Raw genomic sequence first — 25,786 nt, 5'->3', positions numbered from 1 at the left:
GGCACTGCCCTCCCCGGACGGCCTCGGCATCACGTAAAGGTCCGGACCAATAGTGGCCCGGTCGGCGGGAGCGCAGCAAGGGGGCCGCGTTGGTGACCATCCCCCGCGGTTACGTATGCTGAGGCTCCCTACGGCTGAACTGCCCTGGAGGACAGGGGAGTTCACGCCTGTGGCGCGGGACACGCTGTCGTCGCCGATCCCGCGCCGGCGCGGGTGGCCGGGGGATCCGGGACGGTACCCGCCCGGATCCCCGGCCCCTGTTGTCCCTTCGTCGCCCCCCCGGCCGGCTTAGCCGGACCATCGCCTGACAGAGTGTCAGCGACGTCCTCCATCCGGCCCCTTCGCGGCGCACCCCGTGGCCGTGGACCCGAGGTCACAGCACAGTGGGGTCGGCGTCCGGGACCGTGGCACCACGGGCCGGACGTCCGCCTTTGTCCCCGACGAGAGGGTCCCCCATCGTGCGTGTCCCGTCCCTGACGCTGGCGGCGGCCGGCGCCGCCCTGATCGCCCCGGCACTGCCCGCACCGGCCACCGCGGTCCCACCCGCCGAACGGGTCGCCGCCCGTGAGGGGAGCGCGGTCCGTGACGGGGACGCGACCCACGGCGGCGGCGCGGCCGGTGTCGCCCACGGCGAGGGCGCGGCCCGCGGCGGGGCCGCGGCTGCCGGCCGGGGAGCGGACCGCGCCGGGGGTCCGGGCCGTGCCGAACGGGCGGCTCGCGGCGAGCGCACGCGCGGTGCCGAGGACGCGGTCACCGCCGCCCGTCTCCTCGCCCGGGCCGGCCGGTGCGCCAGGATCTCCCGGGGCCGGTACCGCACCGACGCGGGCCGCCCCGCGACCGTTCCCGTCTGCGGCACCCGGGACGCCGTCTTCTGGAAGGCCGACCTGGACATCGACTGCGACGGCCGCCCCACCGCCCGCTGCAACCGCCGTACCGACCCGGTGTTCGCCCCCGCCACCGCGGTCCTGGGGTCCGACGGCCGCCGGCTGAACGCCGAGACCCTGCCCTACATCGTCGTCCCGGCGCCCAGCCGCCGCTGGGACCACCGGGCCTCCGGGGTGCGCGGGGGCTCGGTCGCCGCCGTCGTCTACGGGGACCGGGTGCGGTACGCCGTCGTCGGCGACACCGGCCCGCGCGACCTCATCGGCGAGGCCTCCTACGCCACCGCGCGCGCCCTCGGCATCCGGCCCGACCCGCGCTCCGGCGGGGTGTCCTCCGGCGTCACCTACATCGTCTTCCGCGACTCCCGGATCACCGCCGTGGAGAACCGCGCGGCGGCGGTGGCCGAGGGGGAGCGACTGGCCCGGCGCTTCCTGGCCCGGCACTGACCGCCCCGCACACAAGCGCCCGCTTGCGACGGCCGTCACTCGGGGCCGGCCCCCGCCTTCCGGTGGCTGTCACTCGGGGGCCGGCCCGCGTCTTCTGGTGACCGTGACCGGTGCCGGGGCCCGTCAGTTGCGCGGGTCTCCGCCTTGCGGCGGCCGTCGCTCGGACCGGCTCCCGCCTCCGGTGCCCCCGTATCGCCGAGTGCCGGCAAGGTTGCCGGTGCCCGCCTCTGGTGACCGTCGTTCCCGCCGGGCCGGTCTTCCGGCGGTCGTCATCCGGGCCGGCCCGCGTCTTCTGGCGACCGTGACCGGTGTCGGGGCCCGTCAGTTGCGCGGGTCCCGCCTTCCGGCGGCCGTCGCTTCCGCCAGGGCCGCCTTCCGATGGTCCTCGGTCTTGCCGGGCCCGGTCGCTCTCGCCGGGCCCGGCGGGCCTTCCGGGCCGACGTCCCTGCCGGTCGCTCTCATACCTTCCGGTAGCCGTACGCCTCCGCCGCCGCGGCCTCCACCGCGTCCAGGTCGGCGCCCGCGGCGGCGGTGACCACCGCGGCCACCGCGCCCTCGACGAACGGCGCGTCCACCAGGCGGGTGCCCTCCGGGAGTTCGTCACCCTCGGCGAGCAGCGCCTTCACCGTCAGTACCGCGCTGCCCAGGTCGGTGAGCACCGCCACGCCGGCCCCCCGGTCCACCGAGGCCGCCGCCGCGGAGATCAGCTCGGCGCTGGTGCCGAGCCCACCGCCCTCGGTGCCGCCCGCCGGGGCCACCGGCACCGCGGACGCCCCGCCCGCCAGGCCCTTCGCCAGTTCGGCGACGGACGCGGCCACCTGGGCGCTGTGCGACACCAGCACGATCCCGACCGGCCTGTCCTCACTCACCGTCCGCCTCCGCCGTCTCGGCCAGCGCGGCGATCAGCAGCGCCGACGAGGTCGCCCCCGGGTCCTGGTGGCCGACGCTGCGCTCGCCCAGATAACTCGCCCGGCCCTTGCGGGCCCGCAACGGTACGGTGGCCGCCGCGCCCTCCTCCGCGGCGGCCCGCGCGGCGCCGAAGCCCGTGCCGAGCGCGTCCACGGCCGGCATCAGGGCGTCGATCATGGTCTTGTCGCCGGGTGCCGCCCCGCCCAGCGCCATCACCCCTTCCACGCCCGCGCGCAGCGCCGCCGCCAGCTCCTCCTCGTCCACCTCGGCGGCATCACCGAGCGCCTTGCCCGCCCGGCGCAGCAGGGTGCCGTACAACGGCCCGGACGCACCCCCGACCGTCGAGATCAGCTGCCGTCCGGCGAGTATCAGGACACCGCCCGGGGTGTCCGGTGCCTCCTTCTCCAGGGCCGTCGCCACGGCCGTGAACCCGCGCCGCAGATTGCTGCCGTGGTCGGCGTCCCCGATGGCCGAGTCGAGGGCGGTGAGCCGCTCGGCCTCCCGGTCGACGGACGCGGCCGCCGTCCTCATCCAACGGCGGAAGAAATCGGCGTCGAGCACTGGATCTCCTTGCGTGACGGGGTCGTCGACCATGCGGCCGGGGTGGTGGTGCGGGCACATCGCTCGCTCACATGCCCCAGCGCAGGGCCGGGGTCTTCACCGGTGCGTCCCACAGCCGCAGCAGCTCCTCGTCCACCTGGCACAGCGTCACCGAGGCGCCCGCCATGTCCAGGGAGGTGACGTAGTTGCCGACGAGGGTGCGGGCCACGGCGACACCGCGCTCGCGCAACACCCGCTGCACCTCGGCGTTGAAGCCGTACAGCTCCAGCAGCGGGGTCGCGCCCATGCCGTTGACCAGTACCAGGACGGGAGCGCGCGGCGGCAGGTCCTCCAGGATGACGTCGACCGCGAAGTCGGCGATCTCCCCCGAGGTCATCATCGGCCGCCGCTCCCGGCCCGGCTCGCCGTGGATGCCGATGCCCAACTCCAGCTCGCCGTCCGGCAGATCGAACGTGGGGCTGCCCTTCGCCGGGGTCGTACAGGCGCTGAGGGCCACACCGAAACTGCGGGAGTTGTCGTTGACCCGGCGGCCGACGGCCTCCACGCGCTCCAGCGGCTGCCCCTCGGCCGCGGCGGCACCCGCGATCTTCTCCACGAACAGCGTCGCGCCCGTACCCCGCCGGCCGGCCGTGTAGAGGCTGTCGGTGACCGCGACGTCGTCGTTGACGAGCACCTTGGCGACCTGGATGCCCTCGTCCTCGGCCAGCTCGGCCGCCATGTCGAAGTTCAGCACGTCACCGGTGTAGTTCTTCACGATGAACAGGACGCCCGCGCCGCTGTCCACGGCCGCCGCGGCGCGCGCCATCTGGTCCGGCACCGGCGACGTGAAGATCTCGCCGGGGCACGCGGCGGAGAGCATGCCCGGGCCGACGAAACCACCGTGCAGCGGCTCGTGCCCGGAGCCGCCGCCCGACACGAGCGCGACCTGCCCGGGCACGGGGGCGTCCCGGCGGACGATCACCCGCTGCTCCACGTCCACGGTCAGTTCGGGATGCGCGGCCGCCAGACCGCGCAACGCGTCCGCCACGACCGTCTCCGGTACGTTGATCAGCATCCTCATAGGTGTCTCCTCGCGAACCTGGCCCTCGACTGCCGTGACGGGGCGTCAGGTGCCGACGGTCACCCGGTGGAGACAGCCGTTCGTCCCGCCTATGGGCAGTATCTGCCCTGCGGCAGCCGAGGTCACGTGCGAGCGCCCGGCTTTACGGTCCGTAGCGGACTGTCGACCAAGGGGAACAGCACTCTACCCGGACACCCGGACCGCGCGGGTCCCGCTCCGGCACCAACTGCCCCGCCGGGTCGCGCCCGTTGGCCGTAGGGGAGGGGTGGCGAGGAGATCGTCGGCGGCCGTACGGTTCTCCCGGCCGTGCGGTACCGCATCGGCCGCCGCGTCCGGGGAACCCGGTGGCACGGAGCCCGCAGGCCGCCGACCGAGGAGGTGCCGTCGCCGTGGACGAGTGGAAGATGTGGGAGCACGACGGGGTGAGACTGTCCGCGCGCGAGCGGCTGGCGCTGGCGCGGATCGAGGCGGGCCTCAGGCAGGACCGGCGGTTCGCGCGCCGCATGGGCGACGTGCGGTACGGCGTCTGGCTGCCGGTGGCGGTGCTGCTGCTGGCGGTCGCGTCGGCGTTCGTCGCCGTCATGGGCATCCGCACCTCGGACCCCGCGTTGCTGTGGTGCTTCGCGCTGTTGTGGCCGGTCACCCTCATCCAGGCGTTCCGGCTGCTGTGCCGGGCCACCCGCCCCCGCCCCCGGCGGCCCCACCGCCGCCCCCGGCCCACGCCGTGGGTCTGAACGCACGCCGCCCATCCCCCCGTAACCCCCTGTACACGCGCCGCCCGGACCACGAGCCCGGGCGGCGCGTCAGGGCCGTCGTCAGCTCTCCTTGCCCCGCCCCGACAGCGCGTCCCGCAGCCGGTCCACCAGGCCCGCTCCCGGCGCCAGCAGCTTGTCGGCCGGGGGAGTGTCCGGGGCCGAGGGGTGCGGGCGGGTCGGCGCCATCCGCTTGGCCTGGCGGACCTTGTCGCCCAGCTTCATCAGCGCGTCCGCGGGACAGGCCGCCTCCAGCCGCGGGAACAGGTTCTGTTCCTCGTCGGTCACATGGGACCGGATCTCGCTCATCAACCGCGTCATCAGGGTGTCGAACCGAGGGTCGTCCGCCTGGCAGCCCTCCAGGTCCTTCATGAGCCGCTCGGCCTCGGCGTGGTCCTCGATCTCCTTGTCCGCCAGCGCGTCACCGCCCGCCACGTGCTCGCGGACCGCCGGGTAGAGGTAGGCCTCCTCGGCGACCGAGTGCCGGACCAGTTCGATCGTGGCCTGGTCGCAGAGGTTCTTGCGTTCCGGCGAGCCGGGCGGCAGCGCCTCGAAACGGCCGAAGATCTCCTCCACCTCACGGTGGTCGGTGGTCAGCTCCTGGATGACGTTTCCGCCGTGACCCATGGTCGTTACCTCCTGCGTGAGACGCGGTGGCCCGGGGAGGGGCCGTTGCCGTCGCCGCGCCGAGTGCCCCGGGCACCGCGCGTTACACGGACCGCCACGTTCGGTCAGCGCGCCGAGTGCCGGTCGGCGGCCGTCCGGCCCGCCCCGGACAGCGCCCACGCCCACCAGTGGTCCAGCACCGAGGGCGACAGCGCGTCCGCCGCCACCAGCGCCGGCCAGCCCACGGCACGGGCCTGCGCCGTGACCTTGGCCCCGCCCGCCACCGGGTCGACGGCGATCACCGGGGTGCCGGTGCGCAGCGCCAGCACCAGACCGTGCAGCCGGGTGGTGACCACCACGTCGCAGCGGGCGACGAGGGAGAGGAACTGCTCGGCGGTGGCGCACAGCCGCCAGTCGTCCACGGCCAGCCGGGTCTCGGCCGGCACCCGCGTGCAGTCCTTGCCGGCCAGCCAGCCGGTGAGCGTGTCGTTGACCTCCGCGTGCCGCCGGCGCGCGCCGTACTCGCCCTGGCCCGAGGACAGCACCACCGCGGCCACCGGCGGCAGCGGGCCCACCGGGGCGCCCGCCGCGAGGTCCCGGCGGGCCGGGGCCGCGGTGCCGTCCCGGGCGACGATCGTATGGAACCCGGTGGCCGCCGGATCGGCCGGGTCGACCACCGAGACCCCGGCCGCCAGTCGTGTGCAGGACCTGAACCGTGCATGCAGGGCGGCGACTTGCGGGCCGTGCACCGGGCCGCACACGAACAGCAGAGTGCCGTAGGCGCCCGGGTCGGCCGTCTCCAAGGACAGCGCCCCGGGCCGGAAACCGGGGCTCCACGCCGTGTCGTGGGGGATGCCGGCTCCGGTCAGCGCCGCCGACATGTGCCGCTGGGCGAGCACGTCCCCGGCCGTCGCCTCCCCGTCCCGGAAGCTGAACCAGCCGGTGAGCAGCAGTTTTCCCGGAGGCCGGCCGGGCCTGCCGAGGGTGCGCAGCACGGCTGCGGGGACGTCGTCGTGCATGGAGGTCTCCACCGTGGTAACGAGGCGCCTGAGTCGCGCGAGTACCCCTGATTCCGGAGAATAAGGATTTAACGTGTGAATCCAACTGGCAGGGGAACTCAGCTGCCAGTGCCGTCCAGCCAGCGGCGGCCCAGCAAGGCGGCCCCGGACGTCTCCGGGGCCCGGGCCCTGTCCTCTTCCTCCCCGACGGGCCGGTGACGCGGGCCCCGCGACGCGGCACGCGCCGAACACCCGTACCCAACCCGGCCGTAGACGGTACGGCGCCTTCCACAGCGCGCTCGCGGGCGCGGACCACGTGGACGAAGGACGACGAAGGAGAAGCCCCCATGACTGGTGCCACACCGTTCTCCTGGCGGCGCGCCCTCGTGACCGGCGGCGCCGGCTTCCTCGGCTCCCACCTGTGCGAGCGGCTGCTGGATTCGGGCGTCGAAGTCGACTGCGCCGACAACCTGGTCTGCGGGCGGCGCGAGAACATCGCGCACCTGGAGGCGCGGCCCGGCTTCCGGTACGTGCACTGCGACGTCAGCGCGGCCGACTGCGCCGAACGCCTCCCGGGCCCGTACGACCTGGTCCTGCACTTCGCCTGCCCCGCCTCGCCCGCCGACTACCTCCGCCTGCCCCTGGAGACCCTGGAGGCCGGCAGCTCCGGCACCCGCAACGCGCTGGCCGTCGCCGAACGCGACGGCGCCCGTTTCCTGCTCGCCTCCACCTCCGAGGTGTACGGCGACCCCCAGGTCCACCCGCAGCACGAGGGCTACTGGGGCAACGTCAACCCCGTCGGGCCGCGCAGCGTGTACGACGAGTCCAAACGGTTCGCCGAGGCCCTGGTCACCGCGCACACCGGCACCCGGGGCACGAACGCCGGCATCGTGCGGCTGTTCAACACCTACGGGCCGCGGATGCGCGCCCACGACGGCCGCGCCGTGCCCACCTTCATCTGCCAGGCCCTGGCCGGCGAACCGCTCACCGTGACAGGCGACGGCAGCCAGACCCGCTCCCTGTGCTACGTCGACGACACCGTGGACGGCATCCTGCGGGTCGCCGCCAGCAGGTCCGTACGGCCGGTGAACATCGGCGGCAGCGACGAGATCACCGTCGCCGACCTGGCCCGCCGGGTGGTCGCCCTCACCGGCTCCCGCTCCCCGATCGCCTTCATCGACCGGCCCGTGGACGACCCCGGCCGGCGCCGCCCCGACACCACCCTCGCGCGCGAGCTGCTCGGCTGGTCGCCGCAGGTCCCCTGGGAGGAGGGGCTGAAGCAGACCATCGCCTACTTCACCGCCCTGCCCCCGCAGCCGGTGACGCCCGCGCGGGACCCGGCCCCGCAGCCCTGACCCCCCCGCCCCTCCCCGGCCCTGGAGACAGCGCATGCACGTCCTCGGAATCAACGCACTCTTCCACGACCCCGCCGCCGCCCTGATCACCGACGGCCAAGTCGTGGCGGCGGCGGAGGAGGAGCGGTTCTCCCGCCGCAAGCACGGCAAGCGGCCCGTACCCTTCTCCGCCTGGGAGCTGCCCGAGCAGTCGGCCCGCTGGTGCCTGGAGCAGGCCGGCCTCACCCCGTCCGACCTGGACGCCGTCGCCTACTCCTACGACCCCGTCCTCGCCCGCCCCGCCGAGCAGATGGGCCTGCACGACCCCTGGGACCACCTGCGCCAGGAGTACGCCCGGCAGGCCCCGGACTTCCTCGCCGAGGCGCTGCCCGGCCTCGACCCGGCCAAGGTGCGGTTCGTCCCGCACCACGTGGCGCACGCCGCGTCCGCCGGGGCCGTCTCCCCCTACCCCGACTGCGCCGTGCTCGTCCTGGACGGCCGCGGCGAGTGCGGCTCCCACCTGGCCGGCCGCTACACCAACCGGGAGCTGACCGTCCTCGCCACCCAGCAACTGCCCGACTCCCTCGGCCTGTTCTACGAGGACCTCACCCAGCACCTCGGATTCCTGCGCAGCAGCGACGAGTTCAAGGTCATGGCGCTCGCCTCCTACGGCACCCCGCGCTTCGCCGCCCGGCTGCGCGAGTACGTCCACGCCGACGACCACGGCGGCTTCCGCGCCCGCCCGGTGCCCTGGGCCGAACTCGTCCCGCCCCGCCCGGCCGGCGGCGCCTGGCACCAGGACCACGCCGACCTCGCCGCCAGCGCCCAGCTCTGCCTGGAGGAAGCCATGCTGGCGCTCGCCCGCCACCTGCGCGAAACAACCGGCGAGGACGCCCTCACCCTGGCCGGCGGGGTCGCGCTGAACTGCGTCGCCAACACCCGGCTGTGGCGCGAGAGCGGCTTCACCCGCATCTGGGTGCAGCCCGCCGCGGGCGACGCCGGCACCGCGCTCGGCGCCGCCGCGCACATCGCCGGGCAGAAGGACACCCTGGAGCCGATGGAGACGGCCGCCCTCGGCCGCGGCTGGAGCGACGCCGAACTGCGGGCCTGGCTGGAGCGGGCCGCCGTACCCTACGAAGAACCCGCCGACATCGCCGAGACGGCCGCCGGGACACTGGCCGCCGACGGAATCGTGGCCTGGTTCCAGGGCCGCAGCGAGTACGGGCCGCGCGCGCTCGGACACCGCTCGCTGCTCGCCCACCCCGGCAAGGCCGACAACCTGGAGCGGCTCAACGCGGTCAAGGGCCGCGAGGAGTTCCGGCCCGTCGCCCCCATGGTCCTCGCCGAACGCGCCGCCGAGATCTTCGACGGGCCGCTGCCCAGCCCGCACATGCTGTTCGTGCACGACGTGGCCGCCGACTGGAAGGCCCGCATCCCGGCCGTGGTGCACGTCGACGGCACCGCCCGCATCCAGACCGTCGACCGCGCACGAGAACCCCTGGTGGCCCGGATGATCGACGGCTTCGAACGCCGCACCGGACTGCCGGTCGTGGTCAACACCAGCCTCAACACCGCCGGACGGCCCATGGTCGACGACCCCCGGGACGCCCTGGAGTGCTTCGGCTCGGCCCCCGTCGACCTGCTGGTCCTCGGCCCGTTCGCGATCCGCCGGGGAAAGGCGTTCGCATGACCGACGCGCCCGCCTACACCGTCGTCGTCCCCACCATCGGCCGGCCCTGCCTCGCCGAGTGCCTGCGCGCGCTCGCCGAGGGCACCACCGAGCACCCCCCGCACGAGGTGGTCGTGGTGGACGACCGGCCGGCGCCCGAGGGCGGCCTGCCGCTGGAGACCGCCGGACAGCTCCTGGACCGGGTACGCACCCTGCGCACCGGCGGCAAGGGCCCGGCCGCCGCCCGCAACGCCGGCTGGCGCACCGTCCGCACCCCCTGGACGGTCTTCCTGGACGACGACGTACAGGTGCTGCCGGACTGGTCCCGGCGGCTCGCCGACGACCTGCGCGCGGCCGGCCCCGACACCGGCGGCGTCCAGGGGCGGCTGCGCGTCCCGCTGCCCGCGGACCGCCGGCCCACCGACTGGGAACGCACCACCAAGGGCCTGGAGAACGCCGCCTGGGCCACCGCCGACATGGCCTACCGCACCGAGGCCCTCAAGCGGACCGGCGGCTTCGACGAACGCTTCCCGCGCGCCTTCCGCGAGGACGCCGACCTCGCCCTGCGCGTCCGGCGGGCCGGCTGGAACCTGACCCGGGGCACCCGGATCACCCGGCACCCGGTCCGCCCCGCCCACTGGTGGGCCTCGCTGCCCGCCCAGCGCGGCAACGCCGACGACGCCCTGATGAACCGGCTGCACGGCCGGGACTGGTGGGCCCGCGCCCAGGCGCCCCGCGGCCGGCTGCCCCGCCACCTGGTGGTCACCGGCGCGGCCCTCGCCGCCACCGCCTGCGCGCTGGCCGGGCGGCGCCGCACCGCCACCGCCTGCGCGGCCCTGTGGACCCTCGGCACGGCCGAGTTCGCCCTCGCCCGGATTCTTCCCGGCCCGCGCACCGCCCGGGAGATCGCCGGGATGCTCGGCACCAGCGTGCTCATACCGCCGCTCGCCGTGCGGCACTGGCTGCGCGGCACCGTCCGGCACCGCAACGCCCGGCCGCTGGGGGGTGCCGGATGACCACCGTGTCCGCGATCCTGTTCGACCGCGACGGCACCCTCGTCGCGGACGTGCCCTACAACGGCGACCCGGAACGGGTCCGGCCGCTGCCCGGCGCCCGGGCAGCCGTCGCGCTGGCCCGCTCCCACGGCCTGGCCACCGGCGTGGTCAGCAACCAGTCCGGCATCGGCCGCGGACTGCTCACCACCGAGCAGGTCCGGCGGGTCAACGAGCGCGCCGACGCGCTGCTGGGCGGGCTGGACCTCTGGCTGTTCTGCCCGCACACCCCCGAGGACGGCTGCCCCTGCCGCAAGCCCCGCCCCGGCCTGGTCCGCGCCGCCGCCGTCCGGCTGGGCGTCCCGCCCGCCGCCTGCCTGGTCGTCGGCGACATCGCCGCCGACGTGCTGGCCGCCCGCGCCGCCGGCGCCCGGGGCGTGCTCGTGCCCAACGCGGCCACCGCCCCCGAGGAGACCCGGCGGTTCGCCGGCCACAGCGCCCCCGACGTGCTCACCGCCGTCCAGGGCGCCCTCGGCGCCGCCGCGGGGAGGGCACCGTCATGAAATCCCTCGTCGTCCGCCTCGACAGCTTCGGCGACGTGCTCCTCGCCGGGCCCGCCGTCCGCGCCGTCGCCGCCCACAGCACCCATGTCACCCTGCTGTGCGGCCCGCGCGGCGCGGACGCCGCCCGGCTGCTGCCCGGCGTGGACGAGGTCCTGGTGTGGGAGGCGCCCTGGGAGGGCTTCGACCCGCCCCCGGTGGACCCCGCCGACATCGACGCCCTCCTCGGGCGGCTGCGCGCCGGCGCCTACGACAGCGCCCTCGTCCTCACCTCCTTCCACCAGAGCCCGCTGCCCACCGCCCTGCTGCTCCGCCTCGCCGGCGTCGGCCGGATCGGCGCCGACAGCACCGACCACCCCGGCCGGCTCCTCGACGTCCGCCACCGGCGGCGGCCCGGCCGGCACGAGGCCGAGGCCGCCCTGGACACCGCCGCCGCCATGGGCTTCACCCCGCCCCCGAACGACGACGGACGGCTGCGCGTCCTGCCGCCCCCGGACACCGGCGGCCTGACCGGCTACGGCCCCTACGTCGTCCTGCACCCCGGCGCCAGCGCCCCCGCCCGCGCCTGGAGCCCGCACCGCTGCGCCGAGGCGGTCACCCTGCTCGCCGACGCCGGCCATCGCGTCGTCGTCACCGGCGGCCCCCACGAGACGGACCTCACCCGGCGGGTCAGCGGCGACGTGGCCGTGGACCTCGGCGGCCGCACCTCCCCGCGCACCCTCGCCGGGGTGCTCCGCCTGGCCGACGTCGTGATCAGCGCCAACACCGGCCCCGCCCACCTCGCCGCCGCCGTCGGCACCCCGGTCGTCTCCCTGTTCGCGCCGGTCGTACCCGCCGAACGCTGGGCGCCCCACGGCGTCCCCGTCATCCTGCTCGGCGACCAGTCGGCGCCCTGCGCGGACACCCGGGCCCTGACCTGCCCGGTGCCCGGCCACCCCTGCCTGGACGAGGTCACCGGCCAGGACGTGGTGCGCGCGGTCCACAAGCTCATCCAGGAGCGGCCCTCATGAACATCCTCGTCTGGCACGTGCACGGATCCTGGCTCACCGCCTTCGTACAGGGCCCGCACACCTACCTCGTCCCGGTCACCGAGGACCGCGGACCCGACGGCCTGGGCCGCGCGAAGACCTGGGACTGGCCCGGGTCCGTCCGGGAACTCGCCCCCGCCGAACTCCGGCGCGCCGACATCGACCTGATGGTCCTTCAGCGCCCGCACGAGCTCGACCTGGCCCAGCGCTGGACCGGCCGCCGGCCCGGCCTGGACGTCCCCGCCGTCTACGTCGAGCACAACAGCCCCGACGCCGCACCCGAACGCCAACGCCACCCGCTGGCCGGGCAGTCGGCCGTCCCCGTCGTGCACGTCACCCACTTCAACCGGCTGATGTGGGACAACGGCCGGGCCCCCACCGAGGTCGTCGAGCACGGCATCATCGACCCCGGCCCGCTGTGGACCGGCACCGAGCGGCGCGCCGCCGTCGTCGTCAACGAACCCGTGCGCAGGGGCCGTACCACCGGCACCGACCTGCTGCCCCGGTTCGCCCGCAGCGCCCCCCTGGACGTCTTCGGCATGCGCACCGAGGGCCTCGCCGACCACCTCGGCCTGCCGCCCGAACGCTGCCGCACCCGGGACCTGCCCCAGCACGAGCTGCACCGGGAGATGGCCCGGTGCCGCCTGTACCTGCACCCCGTGCGCTGGACCTCGCTCGGCCTGTCCCTGCTGGAGGCCATGTTCCTGGGCATGCCCGTGGTCGCCCTCGACACCACCGAGGTCCGCGAGGCCGTCCCCGAGGGCGCCGGAGTGGTCTCGAACCGACTCGACGTACTGGAGGACGCCGTGCGGACCTTCCTCGCCGACCCCGGGCACGCCCGCGCCACCGGCGCGGAGGCCCGGGCCGCCGCCCGCGCCCGCTACGGAGAGCGGCGCTTCCTGGACGACTGGGAGCGCCTGATCAAGGAGGTCACCCGATGAGCCGCATTCCGCACTCGGCCGGGCGCGTCGCCATGGTCTCCGAGCACGCCAGCCCCCTGGCCGCGCTCGGCGGACCGGACGCGGGCGGCCAGAACGTGTACGTGGCACAGGTCGCCCGGCAACTCGCCAGAAAGGGATACCGGGTCACCGTGTACACCCGGCGGGACTCGGTGGGCCTGCCGGACCGGGTGACGCTCATCGACGGCGTCCAGGTGGTGCACGTACCCGCCGGGCCGCCCGCACCCGTCCCCAAGGACGAACTCCTGCCCCACATGCACGAGTTCGGGGAGTTCCTGGCCCGGCAGTGGGCCGAGCGGCCGCCCCACGTGGTGCACGCCCACTTCTGGATGTCCGGACTGGCCGCCCTGGCCGGCGCCCGCGACCTGAACATCCCCGTCGTGCAGACCTACCACGCGCTGGGCACCGTCAAGAAGCGCTACCAGGGCGCCGCCGACACCAGCCCCCCGCAGCGCCTCGCCGTCGAGGAGGCCATCGGGCACGAGTGCGCCCGGATCATCGCCACGTGCAGCGACGAGGTGGCCGAACTGAAGGCCATGGGCCTGCCCGAGGACCGGATCGGCGTCGTGCCCTGCGGCGTCGACCCCGAACAGTTCACCCCGGTCGCCCACACCCGCCCGCCTGGCGCCCGCAAGCGCCTGCTGGCCGTCGGCCGGCTGGTGCCCCGCAAGGGCTTCGACCGCGCCATCCGCGCCCTGGCCGGCGTCCCCGACGCCGAACTCCTCATCGCCGGCGGCCCCGAGGCCGACCTGCTGCGCACCGACCCCGAGGCCGCCCGCCTGTACGGCATCGCCCGCGAGTACGGCGTCCTGGACCGGGTCACCCTGCTCGGCGGGGTCGGCCGGGCCCGCATGCCCCGGTTGATGTCCAGCGCCGACCTGGTGCTGTCCCTGCCCCGCTACGAGCCCTTCGGCATCGTCCCGCTGGAGGCCATGGCCTGCGCCACACCCGTCGTCGCCACCGCCGTCGGCGGCCAGCTCGACACGGTCGTGGACGGCACCACCGGCCTGCTCGTCCCGGCCGACGAGGACCACGACCTCGCCGCGGACCTGCGCGTCCTGCTCGCCGACCCCGGCCGGCTCGCCCGCTACGGAGCCGCCGGCCGCGCCCGGGTCCTCGCCCACTACACCTGGGACCGGGTCGCCGACGGCGTGGCCGGGGTGTACGGCGCCGTGTCCCCGATCCGCTCGCTCTCGGGAGTCGTCCGATGAACACCGCCACCGACACCACGCACTGCGACGACCTCGCCAAGGCCCTGGAGGCGTTCCGCGACCACGCCCCCCTCATCGAGCGCTGGGGCACCGAACTCGCCCGGCGGCTCGGCTCGGGAGCCCGGCTGCTCGTCGCCGGCAACGGTGGCAGCGCCGCCCAGGCCCAGCACCTCACCGCCGAACTCGTCGGCCGCTACCGCGAGGACCGCCCGCCGTTCTCCGCGCTCGCCCTGCACGCCGACACCTCCTCCACCACCGCGATCGCCAACGACTACGGCGTCCAGGAGGTGTTCGCCCGCCAGACCGCCGCCCACGGCCGCCCCGGAGACGTGCTCCTGCTGCTGTCCACCAGCGGCGCCAGCGCCAACCTGCTGACCGCCGCCGAGCACGCCCGCCGGCTCGGCATGACCGTCTGGGCGCTGACCGGGCGGTCCCCCAACCCGCTGCAACTCGGCGCGGACGACGCCCTGTGCGTCGACGCCCCCCTGGCCGCCACCGTCCAGGAACTCCACCTGGTCGCGGTCCACATGCTCTGCGAGACCTTCGACCGGGCGGTGGAGAACGGCGGGACCGGGCGCGTGGCCGCCGACGGCACACCGGGCGCCGACGGCAAACCGGGGGTGGTCGGGCGGCTCGTCGGCCGGGCCCGCACCGTCGGCCGCACCACGCCCGGCGGACCCGTCGCCCCGCGGAAGGGACAGGCATGACCGACACGCCAACGCCCCTGGTCGTCGTCGGCGACGCCCTGCTCGACCACGACCTGTGCGGCCGGGCCGAACGGCTCGCCCCGGACGCGCCGGTGCCCGTCGTGCACGGCACCCGGCGCAGCTCCCGCCCCGGCGGCGCGGCCCTCGCCGCCTGCCTCGCGGCGGCCGACGGACGCCCCGTCACCCTGGTCACCGCCCTCGGCTCCGACCCCGCCAGCGACACCCTGCGCGACCTGCTGGCGGGCCGGGTCCGGCTGGTCGAGATCCCCCTGGAGGGCGCCCTGAGCAGCAAGACCCGCGTCCTGGCCGGGGACCGGCCGCTGCTGCGCCTGGACGACGGCGAGGGCCGCGCCCGCGAGGCCACCGGTCAGGCGGTGGCGGCGGTCGCCCAGGCCGGGGGAGTCCTCGTCGCCGACTACGGCCGGGGCACCGCCGACGTCCTGCGGGACGCGCTGACCCACACGGCGGCCCCCGTCGTCTGGGACCCCCATGTGCGCGGCCGGCCCCCCGTGCCGGGCGTCCGCCTCGTCACCCCCTCCGCCCAGGAGGCCCGCGCCTTCGCCCGGCGCCTGGCCGGGGACGACGAGGAGACGGCCGGCGACACGGCCGGGCTGCGCACCGCCGCCCGGGACGCCCGCGCCCTGGTCCGTGCCTGGCGGGCCCAGGCCGTCGCGGTCACCCTCGGCGACCGCGGCGCCCTGCTCTCGCACGGCGAGACCCCGCTGCTGGTGCCGACCCCGGGCGCCGCCACCGGCGACCCGTGCGGCGCCGGCGACCGGTTCGCCGCCGCCGCGGCCGGACTGCTCGCCGACGGCACCCTCACCGAGGCCGCCGTCCAGGGCGCCGTGCACGCCGCCACCCGCTACGTCGCCGAGGGCGGCGCCCGCGCCGTCGCCACCTCGGACCAGCCGGAGCCGCCCGCCGAGTCCCCGGCCGACGGCGACACCACCGCCGACGCCGTGCGCACCGCCGGCCGGGTCCGGGCAGCGGGCGGCACCGTCGTCGCCGCGGGCGGCTGCTTCGACCTGCTGCACGCCGGGCACGTCGCCCTGCTCCAGGCCGCTCGCCGGGCCGGCGACTGCCTGATCGTCTGCCTCAACTCCGACGACTCCGTCCGCCGCCGCAAGGGCGACGGCCGGCCCCTTGTGCCGGCCGCCGACCGGGTACGGGTGCTGCGCGCCCTGGAGTGTGTGGACGCCGTCGCCGTCTTCGACGAGGACACCCCCGAACGCGTCCTCGGCGAACTCCGCCCGCACATCTGGGCCAAGGGCGGCGACTACGCGCGGACCCGGCTGCCCGAACAGCCCCTGGTGGAGAGCTGGGGCGGCCAGGTCCTGCTGCTGCCCTACCTCGACGGCCGCTCCACCACCGGCCTCGCCCGCCGGGCCGCCCTGACCCCCGCACCGGGAGACCACCGGTGACCCCCGCACCCGCCACGCGCGTCTCATCTGCCGGCCGGCCCCCGGCACTCCCGGCGCGCCGGCTCCCGCCGGGCCGTCCGGCAGCGCGGGTCCGCCCGGCCCGTGCCGCCCCACCGTCCCGGCGCGCCCGCCGCCCAGCCCGCGTTCCCGCCCCCGTCCCGAGAGACCGCCCGATGACCGGCACCCGCCCTCCGCCCACCGCGGGCCGCACCGCTCCCGCGCCACCACCCTTCCGTCTCCACTCCCAAGGACCCACCCGGTGACCACTGAGCAGACCCCGCGTGTCCTGGTCCTGCGTGCGCTGGGCCTGGGTGACCTGCTGGCCGGTGTGCCCGCGCTGCGCGGGATCCGCCGGGCCTTTCCCGGACACCAGGTCGTCCTCGCCCAGCCACCGGGCCTGACCGAACTCGCCCTGGCCACCGGGGCGGTCGACACCGTGTTCCCGGCCGAGGCACCGGGCCGCGCGGTGCCCGACCTCCGCCACTGGCCGGGACCGCCCCCCGAGGTGGCCGTGGACCTGCACGGCAACGGACCCGAGAGCCGCGACGCGCTGGCCGCCCTGCGCCCGCGCCGGCTGCTCGCCCACGCCTGCCCGGACGGCCCGCCCTGGCCGGCCCACGTCAACGAGCGCGACCGCTGGTGCGCCTTCCTGCGCGGCTACGGCATCCCCGCCGACCCCCGCGACCTGCGGTTGCCCCGGCCGACCACACCGTCCCCGGCCCCCGGCGCGGTCGTCGTGCACCCCGGCGCCGCCTCCGGCTCCCGCCGCTGGCCGCCGGAGCGGTTCGCCGCCGTCGTACGCTGCCTGCGCGCCGCCGGCCACCGCGTGGTCCTCACCGGCGGCCCCGGTGAGGACACCCTGGTCCGCGAGGTCGCCGAACGCAGCGGCCGGCCCGGCACCGACGTGCTCACCGGTGGCCTGTCGCTCGCCCGGCTGTCCGCCCTCGTCGCCGACGCCTCCCTGCTGCTCAGCGGCGACACCGGCCTCGCCCACCTCGCGGTGGCCCACGGCACCCGCTCCGTCACCCTGTTCGGTCCCGTCTCCCCCCGTCTGTGGGGGCCGCCCCCCGGCCCGGACCACCTCGCCCTGTGGAAACCCGGCCCGCCCGGCGACCCGCACGGCGATGCCCCCGACGCCCGCCTGCTGCGCATCGGCACCGGCGAGGTCGCCGCGGCCTGCCTGACCCTCCTACGGGACACCCACGCCCGGCACCGGCCCACCGGCCCGGAGGTGGCACATGTCCGCTGAGCACATCCCGGGCCGGGAGAGTCGGCCTACGGGCCTGCCGGACAGCAGGTGGTACATGTGCGCCACCCCGTCGGCCCGGGGGCAGCACATGTCCGCTGAGCACATGTCGGCTCGCGTCCGTCGGCCTGTCGGCCTGCCAGGTGTATTCGCTGAGCACATGCCGGCTCGCATCCATCGGCCCGCCGGCCTGCCGGGTATATCCGCTGAGCACACCCCCGCTCGCGCCTTCCGGCCCGTCGGCCCGGAGGTGGCGCATGTCCACTGAGCACGCCCCCGCCCGTACCCGCCACTCAACCGCCCCCGGCGACCCGCGGATCACCGTCGCCGTCATCACCCGCGACCGTGCCGCCAGCCTGCTGCGCACCCTGGACGCCCTGGCCGCGCTGCCGGAACGGCCGCCCGTCGTGGTCGTCGACAACTCCCGCGACGACACCACGCGCCGGGCCGTCACCGGCCACCCCGCGATCACCCGCCTGCTGCGCCCGGCCGGCAACACCGGCGCCCTCGGCCGCAACCTGGCCACCCGCCACGCCCGCACCCCCTACGTCGCCTTCAGCGACGACGACTCCTGGTGGGAGCCCGGCAGCCTGGCCCGCGCCGCCGACCTCCTCGACCGGCACCCGCGGCTCGGCCTGCTCGCCGCCCGCACCCTGGTCGGCGACGAGGCCGCCGAGGACCCGCTCAACGCCGTACTCGCCGCCTCCCCGCTGCCGCCCGAGCCGGACCTGCCCGGCCGCCCGGTGCTCGGTTTCCTCGGCTGTGCCTGCGTGGTCCGCAAGGAGGCCTTCCTCGGCGTCGGCGGCTACCACCCCCTGCTCTTCTTCGGCGGCGAGGAGACCCTGCTCGCCTACGACCTGGCCGCCGCAGGCTGGGGCGTGGCCTACGAACCCACCCTGTGCGCCCGCCACCACCCCGGGGACCACACCCGCGCCGGCCGCTCCGCCCTCGTCCGGCGCAACCACGTCCTCACCACCTGCCTGCGCCGCCCCTGGCCGGTCGCGCTGCGCGCCGGCACCGGCCTGGCCCTGGCCGCCGCGACCGGCCGGCCCGGCGCCCCCCGCGCCCTGAAGGAGGCCGTCGTCCGGCTCCCGGCCGCGCTCGCCCGCCGCCGGCCCCTGCCCCCGCACGTCGAGCGCGCCGCCCGCCTGCTCGACCGGGAGGCGACCGGACACCCCAGGGAAGGCACCACACCATGACCGCCCCGACCGGCCCCGACGACCGTACGACCGTCGTCGTGATCACCCACAACCGCCGCGAGGAACTGCTGCGCACCCTCGGCCTGCTGCGCCGGCTCCCCGAGCGGCCGCCCGTGATCGTCACCGACAACGCCTCCACCGACGGCACCGCCGAAGCGGTCGCCCGGGACTTCCCCGAGATGACCCTGCTGCGCCCCGGCCGCAACCTCGGCGCCATCGGCCGCAACCTGGCCGTCCAGCGGGTGCGCACGCCCTACGTCGCCTTCTGCGACGACGACACCTGGTGGGCGCCGGGCAGCCTGCGCCGCGCCGCCGACCTGCTGGACCCCCGGCCCCGGCTGGCCGCCGTCACCGCCCGGATCCTGGTCGAACCGGGCGGCACCGAGGACCCGGTCGTGCCCGAGCTGCGCGACTCCCCGCTGACCGGCCCCGACTGGCTGCCCGGACCCGCGCTCGGCTCCTTCCTGGCCGCCGCCACCGTGCTGCGCACCGAGGCCTTCCGGGCCGCCGGCGGCTTCCACCCCGGCCTGTGGCTCGGCGGCGAGGAGGAACTGCTCGCCTGCGACCTCCAGCGCCAGGGCTGGTGGCTCGCCTACGCCGGGGAACTCACCGTCCACCACCACGCCTCCCGGCTGCGCGACAGCACCGCCCGCCGCGTCCTCGGCCTGCGCAACACCCTGTGGTTCACCTGGCTGCGCCGCCCCCTGCTGCCGGCGCTGCGCCGCACCGGGCACCTGATCCGGACCGTGCCCCGGGACGCCGCCTCCGCCCGCGCCTTCGCCCACGCCACCGCCGGTCTGCCGTGGGTGCTGCGCCAGCGCGACCCCGTACCGCCGGACCTGGAACGCCGGATCGCCACGCTGGAACGCGCCCGCCGCGACTCACCCGCGCGGCGGTACGTCGGCTGACCGGCCGGCGCCCCGGCACACCCGGGGCCGCCGTCGCCCCCGGCACCGGGACGCGGGCACGGTGAACCCCCGGCCGAGCAGCGGTCCGCCGAGCATCCGCACCTACGCCACCCCGGCCACCGCGCTGCGCGCCCCGGAGCCCGGCGGACCGCCCCACACGGGACCCGGGACGGGGCTCCCCGGCGGCCGGCCGGTGCCCGCCGGCCGCCGTTCCCCGCCCGGCGCGGTGGATGGCGCGCCCGGCCGCCTGGGCCTACCGTGCGAGGTGAGCCGGGGCCGGGAAGAGGCCGGGCGAGACCTCTGTGACGTCCTGTCTGGGTGATGCGATGAAACCTTCCTCCGGCCGGCCGGCCGCACCCTCTCGCCTCGTCATCGAGTCCTCCGTGATCGAGGGGCTGCCCGCCGAGGGAGCCCTGCTGCTGCGCATGTCCGGCAGCCTGGACGCGCACGGCGCCGAGCTCTGGTCGCGGGAACTGCGCGGCCAACTGGAACAGGCCGACCGCGCCGGACTGCGCCCCGTACTCGACATGGCCCACGTCCAGCTCGGCGGCGCCGCCGTACTGCGCACCCTCAGCGAGACGACCCGGACCCGCGCCGGGCGCCCGGATCTGATCATCGTTCGCGCCCGCCCCGGGGTGCGCGAGGCGGTGCACCTGGCCCGCCTGACCGGGGTACGGCTCTACTCCACCCTGGACGAGGCCCTGCGCGAGCTGGCCCGCGCCGCCTCCCGGGTGGAGGAGCCGCCCGCGTGGCGGTCCCAGATCGCCGACCCGGTCCGGCCCTCGTACGAGGATCTGCACAAGGAGGTCCGCGCGCTGCGCGCCCGGGTGCGCACCGCCCCGGTGATCGGCATGGCGCAGGGCGTGCTCATGGTCCGCTACGGCCTGCCCGACTCCGGCGCCGCCTTCCGGGCGCTGCGCGAGACCTCCCAGCGGTTCAACGTGCCGCTGCGCGTCCTGGTGTCGGCCGTGGTGGTGGCCCGCGCCCCGGCCGGCGAGGTGTGGTTCCCCGGCCGCCGCCCCCTGCCCGTGCCGCACCTGCGGATTCTGGCCCGCGGCGGCCGGGACCCCCGCTACCGCCGGCAGATGATCGACGCCGTCCTGCACGAGGCGCTGGCCATCGGCCGGGCACCCGCCGGACACGTGCAGTTCGTGGACCCGGCGGTGAACGCCCTGACGCTGGAGACCCACCACGGCTGCGCGGAGCCCGTCCTCGACCACCTGGTGCGCGGCCGGGGCGACGGCACCGCCGACGCGGCGGCCCGCACCCGGGGCCGCCAGGTGTGCGTCCCCGACGTTGCCACGGACCCGCTGCTCGCCGACGACTGCCGGCGCGCCCTGCTGGCCGGCGGCGCCCGCGCCCTGCACAGCGTTCCGGTGCTCTCCTCGGCCGGCTCGTGCACCGGCGTGATCAGTCTGCACTGGACCGACGCCGGCCACCGGCCCACCGCCGCGCACACCGAGGCGCTCGCCCTGCTGGCCGCGGACACCTCGGCCTGGCTGAGCTGGTACCACCGCTCGGTGCTCCTGGACGCCCTGGAACACCTCCACCGGGCCCTGACGGGCACCGCGCGCTGACCCGGCCCGCCCCGGTGTGCGTCACCGGCCCGGGCCTGGGAACCCGGACCGGGCACGTACCCGTACCACCGGAGGGAGACCGGCGCATGTCCAATCCGCAGCAGCCCGAACAGCGGCGCAGCGACAAGGGAGGCGCCACCCCGCAGGACAGCGGCGAGCTGAAGGCCCGCCAGCAGGCCGAGCGCGCCTCGGGCGCCCGCCCGCACGGCTCGGACAAGGGCGGCAAGGGCGGGGGAGAGGGCGGCGGAGTGCCTCCGGCCCAGCAGCCGGATCACCCCTGATCGCACGCCTCCGCGCGGGCCGCACACGCCGTGCCCCGCGTCGGACAGCCGGACGCCCCTGGGACGCTTCCGCCTCCCAGGGGCGTCCGGCTGCCCCGCGGCTCAGTGGGCCCCCAGCCCGCCCCCGCCGAACGAGCCGCTGGAGCCCTTGCTCCAGCGCGGGCGGTCCTTCGACGCGCTCGGCCGGCTGTCCATGTTGGTCAGGTCGTACGGGGTGAGCGGGCGCTCGCCCTTGGAGATCCGGGGTATCTCCGCGGACTCCCTGTTCTGCCGGACCTCGCGCACCGGTCCGCCCGGAGGCATCTTGGGCTGTTCCTCGGGGCGCGGACGCGCGGATTCGCGGTACCGGACGCGGGAGGTCATCCAGAAGCCGCCGCCGAGCAGCGCGAGCACGCCCACGGCCACGACGAACAGTACGAGGCTCATCAGGCCGCTCGGAGCGGCCAGCTGCATCGATGCGATGTTCATAGAACAGGAATACCCATTCCATAAGGGTGCAAATCAGGACAATGCGGGTCAGTGATGGGGGATGAGGGTGCCGTGCGAACCGGTGGCCGTACGCCCCGGGGCGGTGGTTTGCGCCCGTCCGCCCCGGCTACCCGACCGGCGTGACATCGCCGACTTCCCAGCAGCTGTACCGGTTCCTAGAGGACCGTTTCACCTGTGCCCAGGCGTGCACGGAGTGCGCCCGGGCCTGTGCCGTGCGCGCGAGTCTGGTCGACCCGGACGGCAGCGAGGACCAGGAGCGCGTGCGCCGGCTGGGCATCATGTGCGCCGAGGCGTGCGACGCCACCTGCCGGGCGCTGAGCGAGGAGAACCAGCAGGACGAGGAGGGCATCCGGGCCCGGGTGGACTGGTGCCGCTCGGTCTGCCTGGAGTGCGCCCGGGCCTTCGACGGGCATCCCGGCGCCGAGTCGGCCGCGGCCAGCTGCCGGGCCTGCGCCGACGCCTGCGCGGACTTCCTGGAACTGCTCGGCTGAGCACCGTGACCCCGACCGCGGGCCCGCGGGTGAATTCCCCGGGCCCCGCCATTCCCAATTTCTGGAACACGTTCTACGGTGTGCGCCGTCAGGACCGCCCTTGGGGAGCCTGGAGGCGCCGTGCACCTCGACCACACGCCCGAGCAGCAGCGGCTGCGCGCCGAACTGCGGGCCTACTTCGCCGAGCTGGTCCCGGACAACGCCTACGCCCGGTACACCGACCCGGCCGAGCAGAAGCGGTTCTACCGCGCCACCATCCGCCGGCTCGGCGCGGACGGCTGGCTCGGCGTCGGCTGGCCCGAGGAGTACGGCGGGCGCGGGCTGACGGCGATGGAGCAGTTCGTCTTCTTCGACGAGGCCGCGCAGGCCGGGGTGCCGCTGCCGCTGATGGCGCTGAACACGGTCGGACCGACGATCATGCGGTACGGCACCGACGAGCAGAAGGCGTACTTCCTGCCCCGCATCCTCTCCGGCGAGATCGACTTCGCGATCGGCTACAGCGAGCCCGGCGCCGGTACCGACCTGGCGTCGCTGAGGACCAGGGCGGTACGCGAGGGGGACGAGTACGTCGTCAACGGGCAGAAGATCTGGACGACGAACGGCGACACCGCGGACTGGGTGTGGCTGGCCGTGCGCACCGATCCCGGGGCGCCGCCGCACAAGGGCATCACCATGCTGCTGGTGCCGACGTCCGACCCCGGCTACTCCTGCACCCTGATCCGCACCCTCGCCTCCCACGACACCACCGCGAGCTACTACGAGAACGTCCGCGTCCCCGTCTCCCGCCGCGTCGGCGCGGAGAACGAGGGCTGGCGGCTGATCACCAACCAGCTCAACCACGAACGCGTCACCCTCGCCGCGCACGGGACCATGGCGATCCGCGCGCTGCACGACGTACGCCGCTGGGCGCTGGAGACCGAGCTCGCCGACGGCCGCCGGGTCGCCGACCTGCCCTGGGTGCGCCGGCTGCTCGCCCGCACCCACACCCGGCTCGACGCGCTGAAACTCCTCAACTGGCAGATGGTCACGGCCGTCCAGGACGGCACCCTCACCCCGCAGGACGCCTCCGCGGTCAAGGTCTACGGCTCCGAGGCCCGCCGGGACGCCTACGCCTGGCTCATGGAGATCCTCGCCGCGGCCGGCCCCCTCAAGGAGGGCTCGGCCGGCGCCGCCCTCCACGGCGACCTGGAACGCGGCTACCGCTCCGCGGTCATCTTCACCTTCGGCGGCGGCAACAACGAGATCCAACGCGAGATCATCTCCTGGCTGGGCCTGGGGATGCCGAGGGTGCGGCGGTAGGGTCTGGCCGGCACGGGCGACATTCGAGCAGGTTGCGCGAGGCAGAGCCGGGGCCGGGAGCCGGGTTCCTCCACAACCGCCCGGGACTTCGCCGGGTTTCCCCCCGACGAGCCGAAGTCGGTAGGGAGTTCGACGCCCGATCCGGCATACGTCCTCGCCGCGAGGTGCCTTGAGTGATCTTCCCTTCGCCGCGGTGATCTGTTAGCTTGACGCGACTATGCGGGTCCGGGCTCAAGTGCCGGGCCCGACAGTGTTCTGCCTGGCCGGCCATGCGGACGAACTCGTAGTTCGGCCGACACGTCGACGCGTGGGCGGAAGTCCTTTTGCTTGTGGCGGTGCCGACGCCCGTGTGCGTCGTGGCGCCGTTCTCCGAGACATCCGGTGAGGCGGAAAATGGTCTATTCGTTCATCGCGCACACGAGCCCGGCGCGGAGCAGGGTGTTCGCCCTCGTCAAGGAGCCTCACGAACAGTTGGAGGCGGTGACTGCGCTGGGCGCGGAGGATCTCCATCTGACCGAGGAGCTTGTCGGCGGTCTGAACAGCTACTTGGCCGACCGGGACGACGCGGCTCTCCAGGCCGTGCTGGACCGTGTTCCGAAGGCGGTGAGCATGGCGGCGCGGCAGTACCTCAAGGAGAGGTGCGCCCCGGAACTCGGAGCCTTCACCGGGTACGGGCCGGTCGACATCGTCCGAGAGGCCGTGTACTTCCACCGGCTTGACGACGAGCTCCGAGAATTTCTCGACGGCGCCTACATGATCGGGCTCGGGATCCGGATGTGGAACGAGCGCCGCGGTGACGGCGACGTCAACTGGGTGGTCCAACTGCGCAGCGACGAGGTCTCCGTGCCGGCCAGTGCCGAGCCGCGCACCTGGGCGCTTCCGGCAGGCACCCGGCTTGTGAACACGTGGACGAGCCAGGAGCCGCTGGGAAACCTCGGACCCGTTCGCGGCGCACTCGTCGTAGCGGAAGCGGCGAGCGCCGAGGGGCGCCGGGTCCGGATCCATACCCTGCTCCGCAGTGATCGCGACGTCGACTTCGAGGGCAACGGAACCTCGGAATTCGTCGTCGATGTGTTCGACGCGCCCATCCCGATGGAGGACCTGGGAGAATGAGCAGATGGTCCGCGCCGCGCGGCGTCGGGCGGTGCGGGCCACCGGAGAGCTTCCACCGGCGGCGACGACGGACCGACCAGAGGTGACTTGCGATGGCCGTGGCCACGCCCGCGGGCACGGGCGATCCCGGGCTGTTCACGCCCGGCTCGGTGACCTGGCAGATGCACGGTGACCCCATGATGTGGGTCGCGGGGGTGCGGGCGCTGTATCTTCAGGCGCTGCATCCGCGGGCGGTACGGGGGGTGACGCAGAACTCCGACTTCCGGCGGGACGCCTGGGGGCGGCTGCGGCGGACGGCGAACTTCGTGGGGACGACGACGTACGGCACCACCGAGGCCGCCGAGCGGGCCGGGGCCCGGGTGCGCGGGATCCACGCCAGGCTGACCGCCACCGACCCGGACACCGGCGAACGCTACGGCCTCGACGAGCCCGCGCTGCTGCTGTGGGTGCACTGCGCGGAGATCGACTCCTATCTGCACGTCCTGCGCCGCTCGGGGTTCCCGCTCACCGACGCCCAGGCCGACCGGTACGTGGCCGAACACCGGGCCGGAGCCCGGCTGGTGGGGCTCGACCCGGAGACCGTACCGGCGAACCGCGCCGAACTGGCCGCCTACTTCGAGAAGGTACGGCCCGAACTGGCCGCCGGCCCGGAAGCCCGCGAGGTGGACGACTTCCTGCGCCGCCCGCCGGCCCACCCGCTCCTGATCCCGGCGCGGGAGGTGCTGTGGCGGTGGGTGGCACACCTGGCGTACGCCTCCCTGCCCGCGTACGCCCACGAGCTGTACGGCAGACCCGCCCCCGCGCCCGCCGCCGTCACCCGGAGGCTGCGCGCCACGGGCGCCGTGCTGCGCGCGATACCCGCCCGGGTGCGCTGGCAGCTCCCCCCGAAGCACATCCTGCGCGCCATGGCCCGCCTCGGCCCCGACGCCCGTCCGGCCCCGGAGAAGCTCCGGCCTTGATCGACCGCCGGCCTTCGGCCGGACTGGGGCAAGTGCGCACCGGGCAGGCTCCGGTCGTGATCGGCGGGTCGCTTGGGGCTGGACCGGTTCGGGTGCGCGACTGGCAGGTTCCGGTCGTGATCGGCGGGT

At 75.6% G+C, this 25,786-nt stretch carries 26 protein-coding genes; 20 read left to right on the top strand and 6 right to left on the bottom strand.

The annotated features are described in order from the left end of the window. Positions 1 to 458 precede the first annotated feature (458 nt). Positions 459 to 1,328 (top strand): glycoside hydrolase family 75 protein, encoded by an 870-nt coding sequence (locus Srubr_RS01930; RefSeq protein WP_189993008.1) that lies wholly within the window; start codon positions 459 to 461, stop codon positions 1,326 to 1,328. Between the two features lie 458 nt (positions 1,329 to 1,786). Here the strand turns inward: Srubr_RS01930 and Srubr_RS01925 are convergent, their stop codons facing one another. The 3 genes from Srubr_RS01925 to dhaK all read right to left on the bottom strand — a co-directional run bounded on the left by Srubr_RS01925 (position 1,787) and on the right by dhaK (position 3,858). Next, positions 1,787 to 2,197, bottom strand: coding sequence for a PTS-dependent dihydroxyacetone kinase phosphotransferase subunit DhaM (locus tag Srubr_RS01925; protein ID WP_189993006.1), 411 nt, complete (start codon positions 2,195 to 2,197; stop codon positions 1,787 to 1,789). Further along, positions 2,190 to 2,798, bottom strand: coding sequence for a dihydroxyacetone kinase subunit DhaL (gene dhaL / locus Srubr_RS01920; RefSeq protein ID WP_189993004.1), 609 nt, complete (start codon positions 2,796 to 2,798; stop codon positions 2,190 to 2,192). The genes Srubr_RS01925 and dhaL overlap by 8 nt, the downstream gene beginning before the upstream one ends. Before the next feature lie 67 nt (positions 2,799 to 2,865). Then, a complete protein-coding gene (dhaK, locus tag Srubr_RS01915) occupies positions 2,866 to 3,858 on the bottom strand; it encodes a dihydroxyacetone kinase subunit DhaK (RefSeq protein ID WP_189993002.1) in 993 nt (330 codons plus the stop codon). A gap of 389 nt (positions 3,859 to 4,247) precedes the next feature. Between dhaK and Srubr_RS01910 the strand changes: the two genes are divergently transcribed. Next, a complete protein-coding gene (locus tag Srubr_RS01910; RefSeq protein ID WP_189993000.1) occupies positions 4,248 to 4,592 on the top strand; it encodes a DUF3040 domain-containing protein in 345 nt (114 codons plus the stop codon). Between the two features lie 81 nt (positions 4,593 to 4,673). On the opposite strand, the gene Srubr_RS01905 is transcribed toward Srubr_RS01910, so the two are convergent. Both Srubr_RS01905 and Srubr_RS01900 read right to left on the bottom strand, forming a co-directional pair. After that, on the bottom strand, positions 4,674 to 5,237 hold the full coding sequence (locus Srubr_RS01905) for a hemerythrin domain-containing protein (RefSeq protein ID WP_189992998.1): 564 nt from the start codon (positions 5,235 to 5,237) through the stop codon (positions 4,674 to 4,676). Between the two features lie 104 nt (positions 5,238 to 5,341). Further along, positions 5,342 to 6,235 (bottom strand): polysaccharide pyruvyl transferase family protein, encoded by an 894-nt coding sequence (locus tag Srubr_RS01900; RefSeq protein WP_189992996.1) that lies wholly within the window; start codon positions 6,233 to 6,235, stop codon positions 5,342 to 5,344. A 326-nt stretch (positions 6,236 to 6,561) separates the two neighbouring features. Between Srubr_RS01900 and Srubr_RS01895 the strand changes: the two genes are divergently transcribed. From Srubr_RS01895 to Srubr_RS01830, 14 genes are all read left to right on the top strand, one after another. After that, positions 6,562 to 7,569: an NAD-dependent epimerase/dehydratase family protein gene (locus tag Srubr_RS01895; protein WP_189992994.1), complete on the top strand. Its 1,008-nt coding sequence runs from the start codon at positions 6,562 to 6,564 to the stop codon at positions 7,567 to 7,569. 34 nt (positions 7,570 to 7,603) lie between these two features. Further along, entirely contained in the window at positions 7,604 to 9,238 is a 1,635-nt protein-coding gene (locus tag Srubr_RS01890; protein ID WP_189992991.1) for a carbamoyltransferase family protein, read from the top strand. After that, on the top strand, positions 9,235 to 10,233 hold the full coding sequence (locus tag Srubr_RS01885) for a glycosyltransferase family 2 protein (protein ID WP_189992989.1): 999 nt from the start codon (positions 9,235 to 9,237) through the stop codon (positions 10,231 to 10,233). Before Srubr_RS01890 ends, Srubr_RS01885 begins: the two co-directional genes overlap by 4 nt. Beyond that, entirely contained in the window at positions 10,230 to 10,772 is a 543-nt protein-coding gene (locus tag Srubr_RS01880; RefSeq protein ID WP_189992987.1) for a D-glycero-alpha-D-manno-heptose-1,7-bisphosphate 7-phosphatase, read from the top strand. The genes Srubr_RS01885 and Srubr_RS01880 overlap by 4 nt, the downstream gene beginning before the upstream one ends. Next, entirely contained in the window at positions 10,769 to 11,779 is a 1,011-nt protein-coding gene (locus Srubr_RS01875; RefSeq protein ID WP_189992985.1) for a glycosyltransferase family 9 protein, read from the top strand. The genes Srubr_RS01880 and Srubr_RS01875 overlap by 4 nt, the downstream gene beginning before the upstream one ends. Further along, the gene (locus Srubr_RS01870; protein ID WP_189992983.1) at positions 11,776 to 12,738 is read left to right on the top strand and encodes a glycosyltransferase; all 963 of its coding nucleotides are present in this window, start codon (positions 11,776 to 11,778) and stop codon (positions 12,736 to 12,738) included. Before Srubr_RS01875 ends, Srubr_RS01870 begins: the two co-directional genes overlap by 4 nt. Then, positions 12,735 to 13,967: a glycosyltransferase gene (locus Srubr_RS01865; protein ID WP_189992981.1), complete on the top strand. Its 1,233-nt coding sequence runs from the start codon at positions 12,735 to 12,737 to the stop codon at positions 13,965 to 13,967. The genes Srubr_RS01870 and Srubr_RS01865 overlap by 4 nt, the downstream gene beginning before the upstream one ends. Beyond that, positions 13,964 to 14,674 carry a D-sedoheptulose-7-phosphate isomerase gene (locus Srubr_RS01860; protein ID WP_189992979.1) on the top strand — a complete coding sequence of 237 codons (711 nt, stop codon included), beginning with the start codon at positions 13,964 to 13,966 and terminating at the stop codon, positions 14,672 to 14,674. The genes Srubr_RS01865 and Srubr_RS01860 overlap by 4 nt, the downstream gene beginning before the upstream one ends. After that, positions 14,671 to 16,095 (top strand): PfkB family carbohydrate kinase, encoded by a 1,425-nt coding sequence (locus tag Srubr_RS01855; protein ID WP_189992977.1) that lies wholly within the window; start codon positions 14,671 to 14,673, stop codon positions 16,093 to 16,095. Before Srubr_RS01860 ends, Srubr_RS01855 begins: the two co-directional genes overlap by 4 nt. Positions 16,096 to 16,354: 259 nt before the next feature. Continuing rightward, on the top strand, positions 16,355 to 17,344 hold the full coding sequence (locus tag Srubr_RS01850; RefSeq protein ID WP_189992975.1) for a glycosyltransferase family 9 protein: 990 nt from the start codon (positions 16,355 to 16,357) through the stop codon (positions 17,342 to 17,344). A 254-nt stretch (positions 17,345 to 17,598) separates the two neighbouring features. Next, a complete protein-coding gene (locus tag Srubr_RS01845) occupies positions 17,599 to 18,540 on the top strand; it encodes a glycosyltransferase family 2 protein (protein ID WP_189992973.1) in 942 nt (313 codons plus the stop codon). Next, positions 18,537 to 19,448: a glycosyltransferase family 2 protein gene (locus tag Srubr_RS01840; RefSeq protein ID WP_189992971.1), complete on the top strand. Its 912-nt coding sequence runs from the start codon at positions 18,537 to 18,539 to the stop codon at positions 19,446 to 19,448. The genes Srubr_RS01845 and Srubr_RS01840 overlap by 4 nt, the downstream gene beginning before the upstream one ends. 326 nt (positions 19,449 to 19,774) lie before the next feature. Continuing rightward, positions 19,775 to 21,025, top strand: coding sequence for an ANTAR domain-containing protein (locus Srubr_RS01835; RefSeq protein ID WP_189992969.1), 1,251 nt, complete (start codon positions 19,775 to 19,777; stop codon positions 21,023 to 21,025). An 86-nt stretch (positions 21,026 to 21,111) separates the two neighbouring features. Continuing rightward, entirely contained in the window at positions 21,112 to 21,306 is a 195-nt protein-coding gene (locus Srubr_RS01830) for a hypothetical protein (protein WP_189992967.1), read from the top strand. 102 nt (positions 21,307 to 21,408) lie between these two features. Here Srubr_RS01830 and Srubr_RS01825 read toward each other — a convergent pair whose 3' ends face one another. Then, a complete protein-coding gene (locus tag Srubr_RS01825; RefSeq protein ID WP_229926585.1) occupies positions 21,409 to 21,774 on the bottom strand; it encodes a DUF6479 family protein in 366 nt (121 codons plus the stop codon). 140 nt (positions 21,775 to 21,914) lie between these two features. Between Srubr_RS01825 and Srubr_RS01820 the strand changes: the two genes are divergently transcribed. The 4 genes from Srubr_RS01820 (at position 21,915) to Srubr_RS01805 (ending at position 25,657) form a co-directional block, all read left to right on the top strand. Then, positions 21,915 to 22,286 (top strand): ferredoxin, encoded by a 372-nt coding sequence (locus tag Srubr_RS01820; RefSeq protein WP_189992965.1) that lies wholly within the window; start codon positions 21,915 to 21,917, stop codon positions 22,284 to 22,286. Between the two features lie 120 nt (positions 22,287 to 22,406). Next, a complete protein-coding gene (locus tag Srubr_RS01815) occupies positions 22,407 to 23,585 on the top strand; it encodes an acyl-CoA dehydrogenase family protein (protein ID WP_189992962.1) in 1,179 nt (392 codons plus the stop codon). 393 nt (positions 23,586 to 23,978) lie between these two features. Beyond that, complete coding sequence (locus Srubr_RS01810) at positions 23,979 to 24,698, top strand: hypothetical protein (RefSeq protein ID WP_189992959.1); 720 nt, start codon at positions 23,979 to 23,981, stop codon at positions 24,696 to 24,698. A gap of 92 nt (positions 24,699 to 24,790) precedes the next feature. Then, positions 24,791 to 25,657: an oxygenase MpaB family protein gene (locus Srubr_RS01805; RefSeq protein ID WP_189992957.1), complete on the top strand. Its 867-nt coding sequence runs from the start codon at positions 24,791 to 24,793 to the stop codon at positions 25,655 to 25,657. Positions 25,658 to 25,786: the final 129 nt, after the last annotated feature.

The organism is Streptomyces rubradiris, from assembly GCF_016860525.1.
Taxonomy (GTDB): domain Bacteria; phylum Actinomycetota; class Actinomycetes; order Streptomycetales; family Streptomycetaceae; genus Streptomyces; species Streptomyces rubradiris.
The sequence above is the reverse complement of the archived record's forward strand: the minus strand, read 5'-3'. Positions and strand labels throughout refer to the sequence as shown.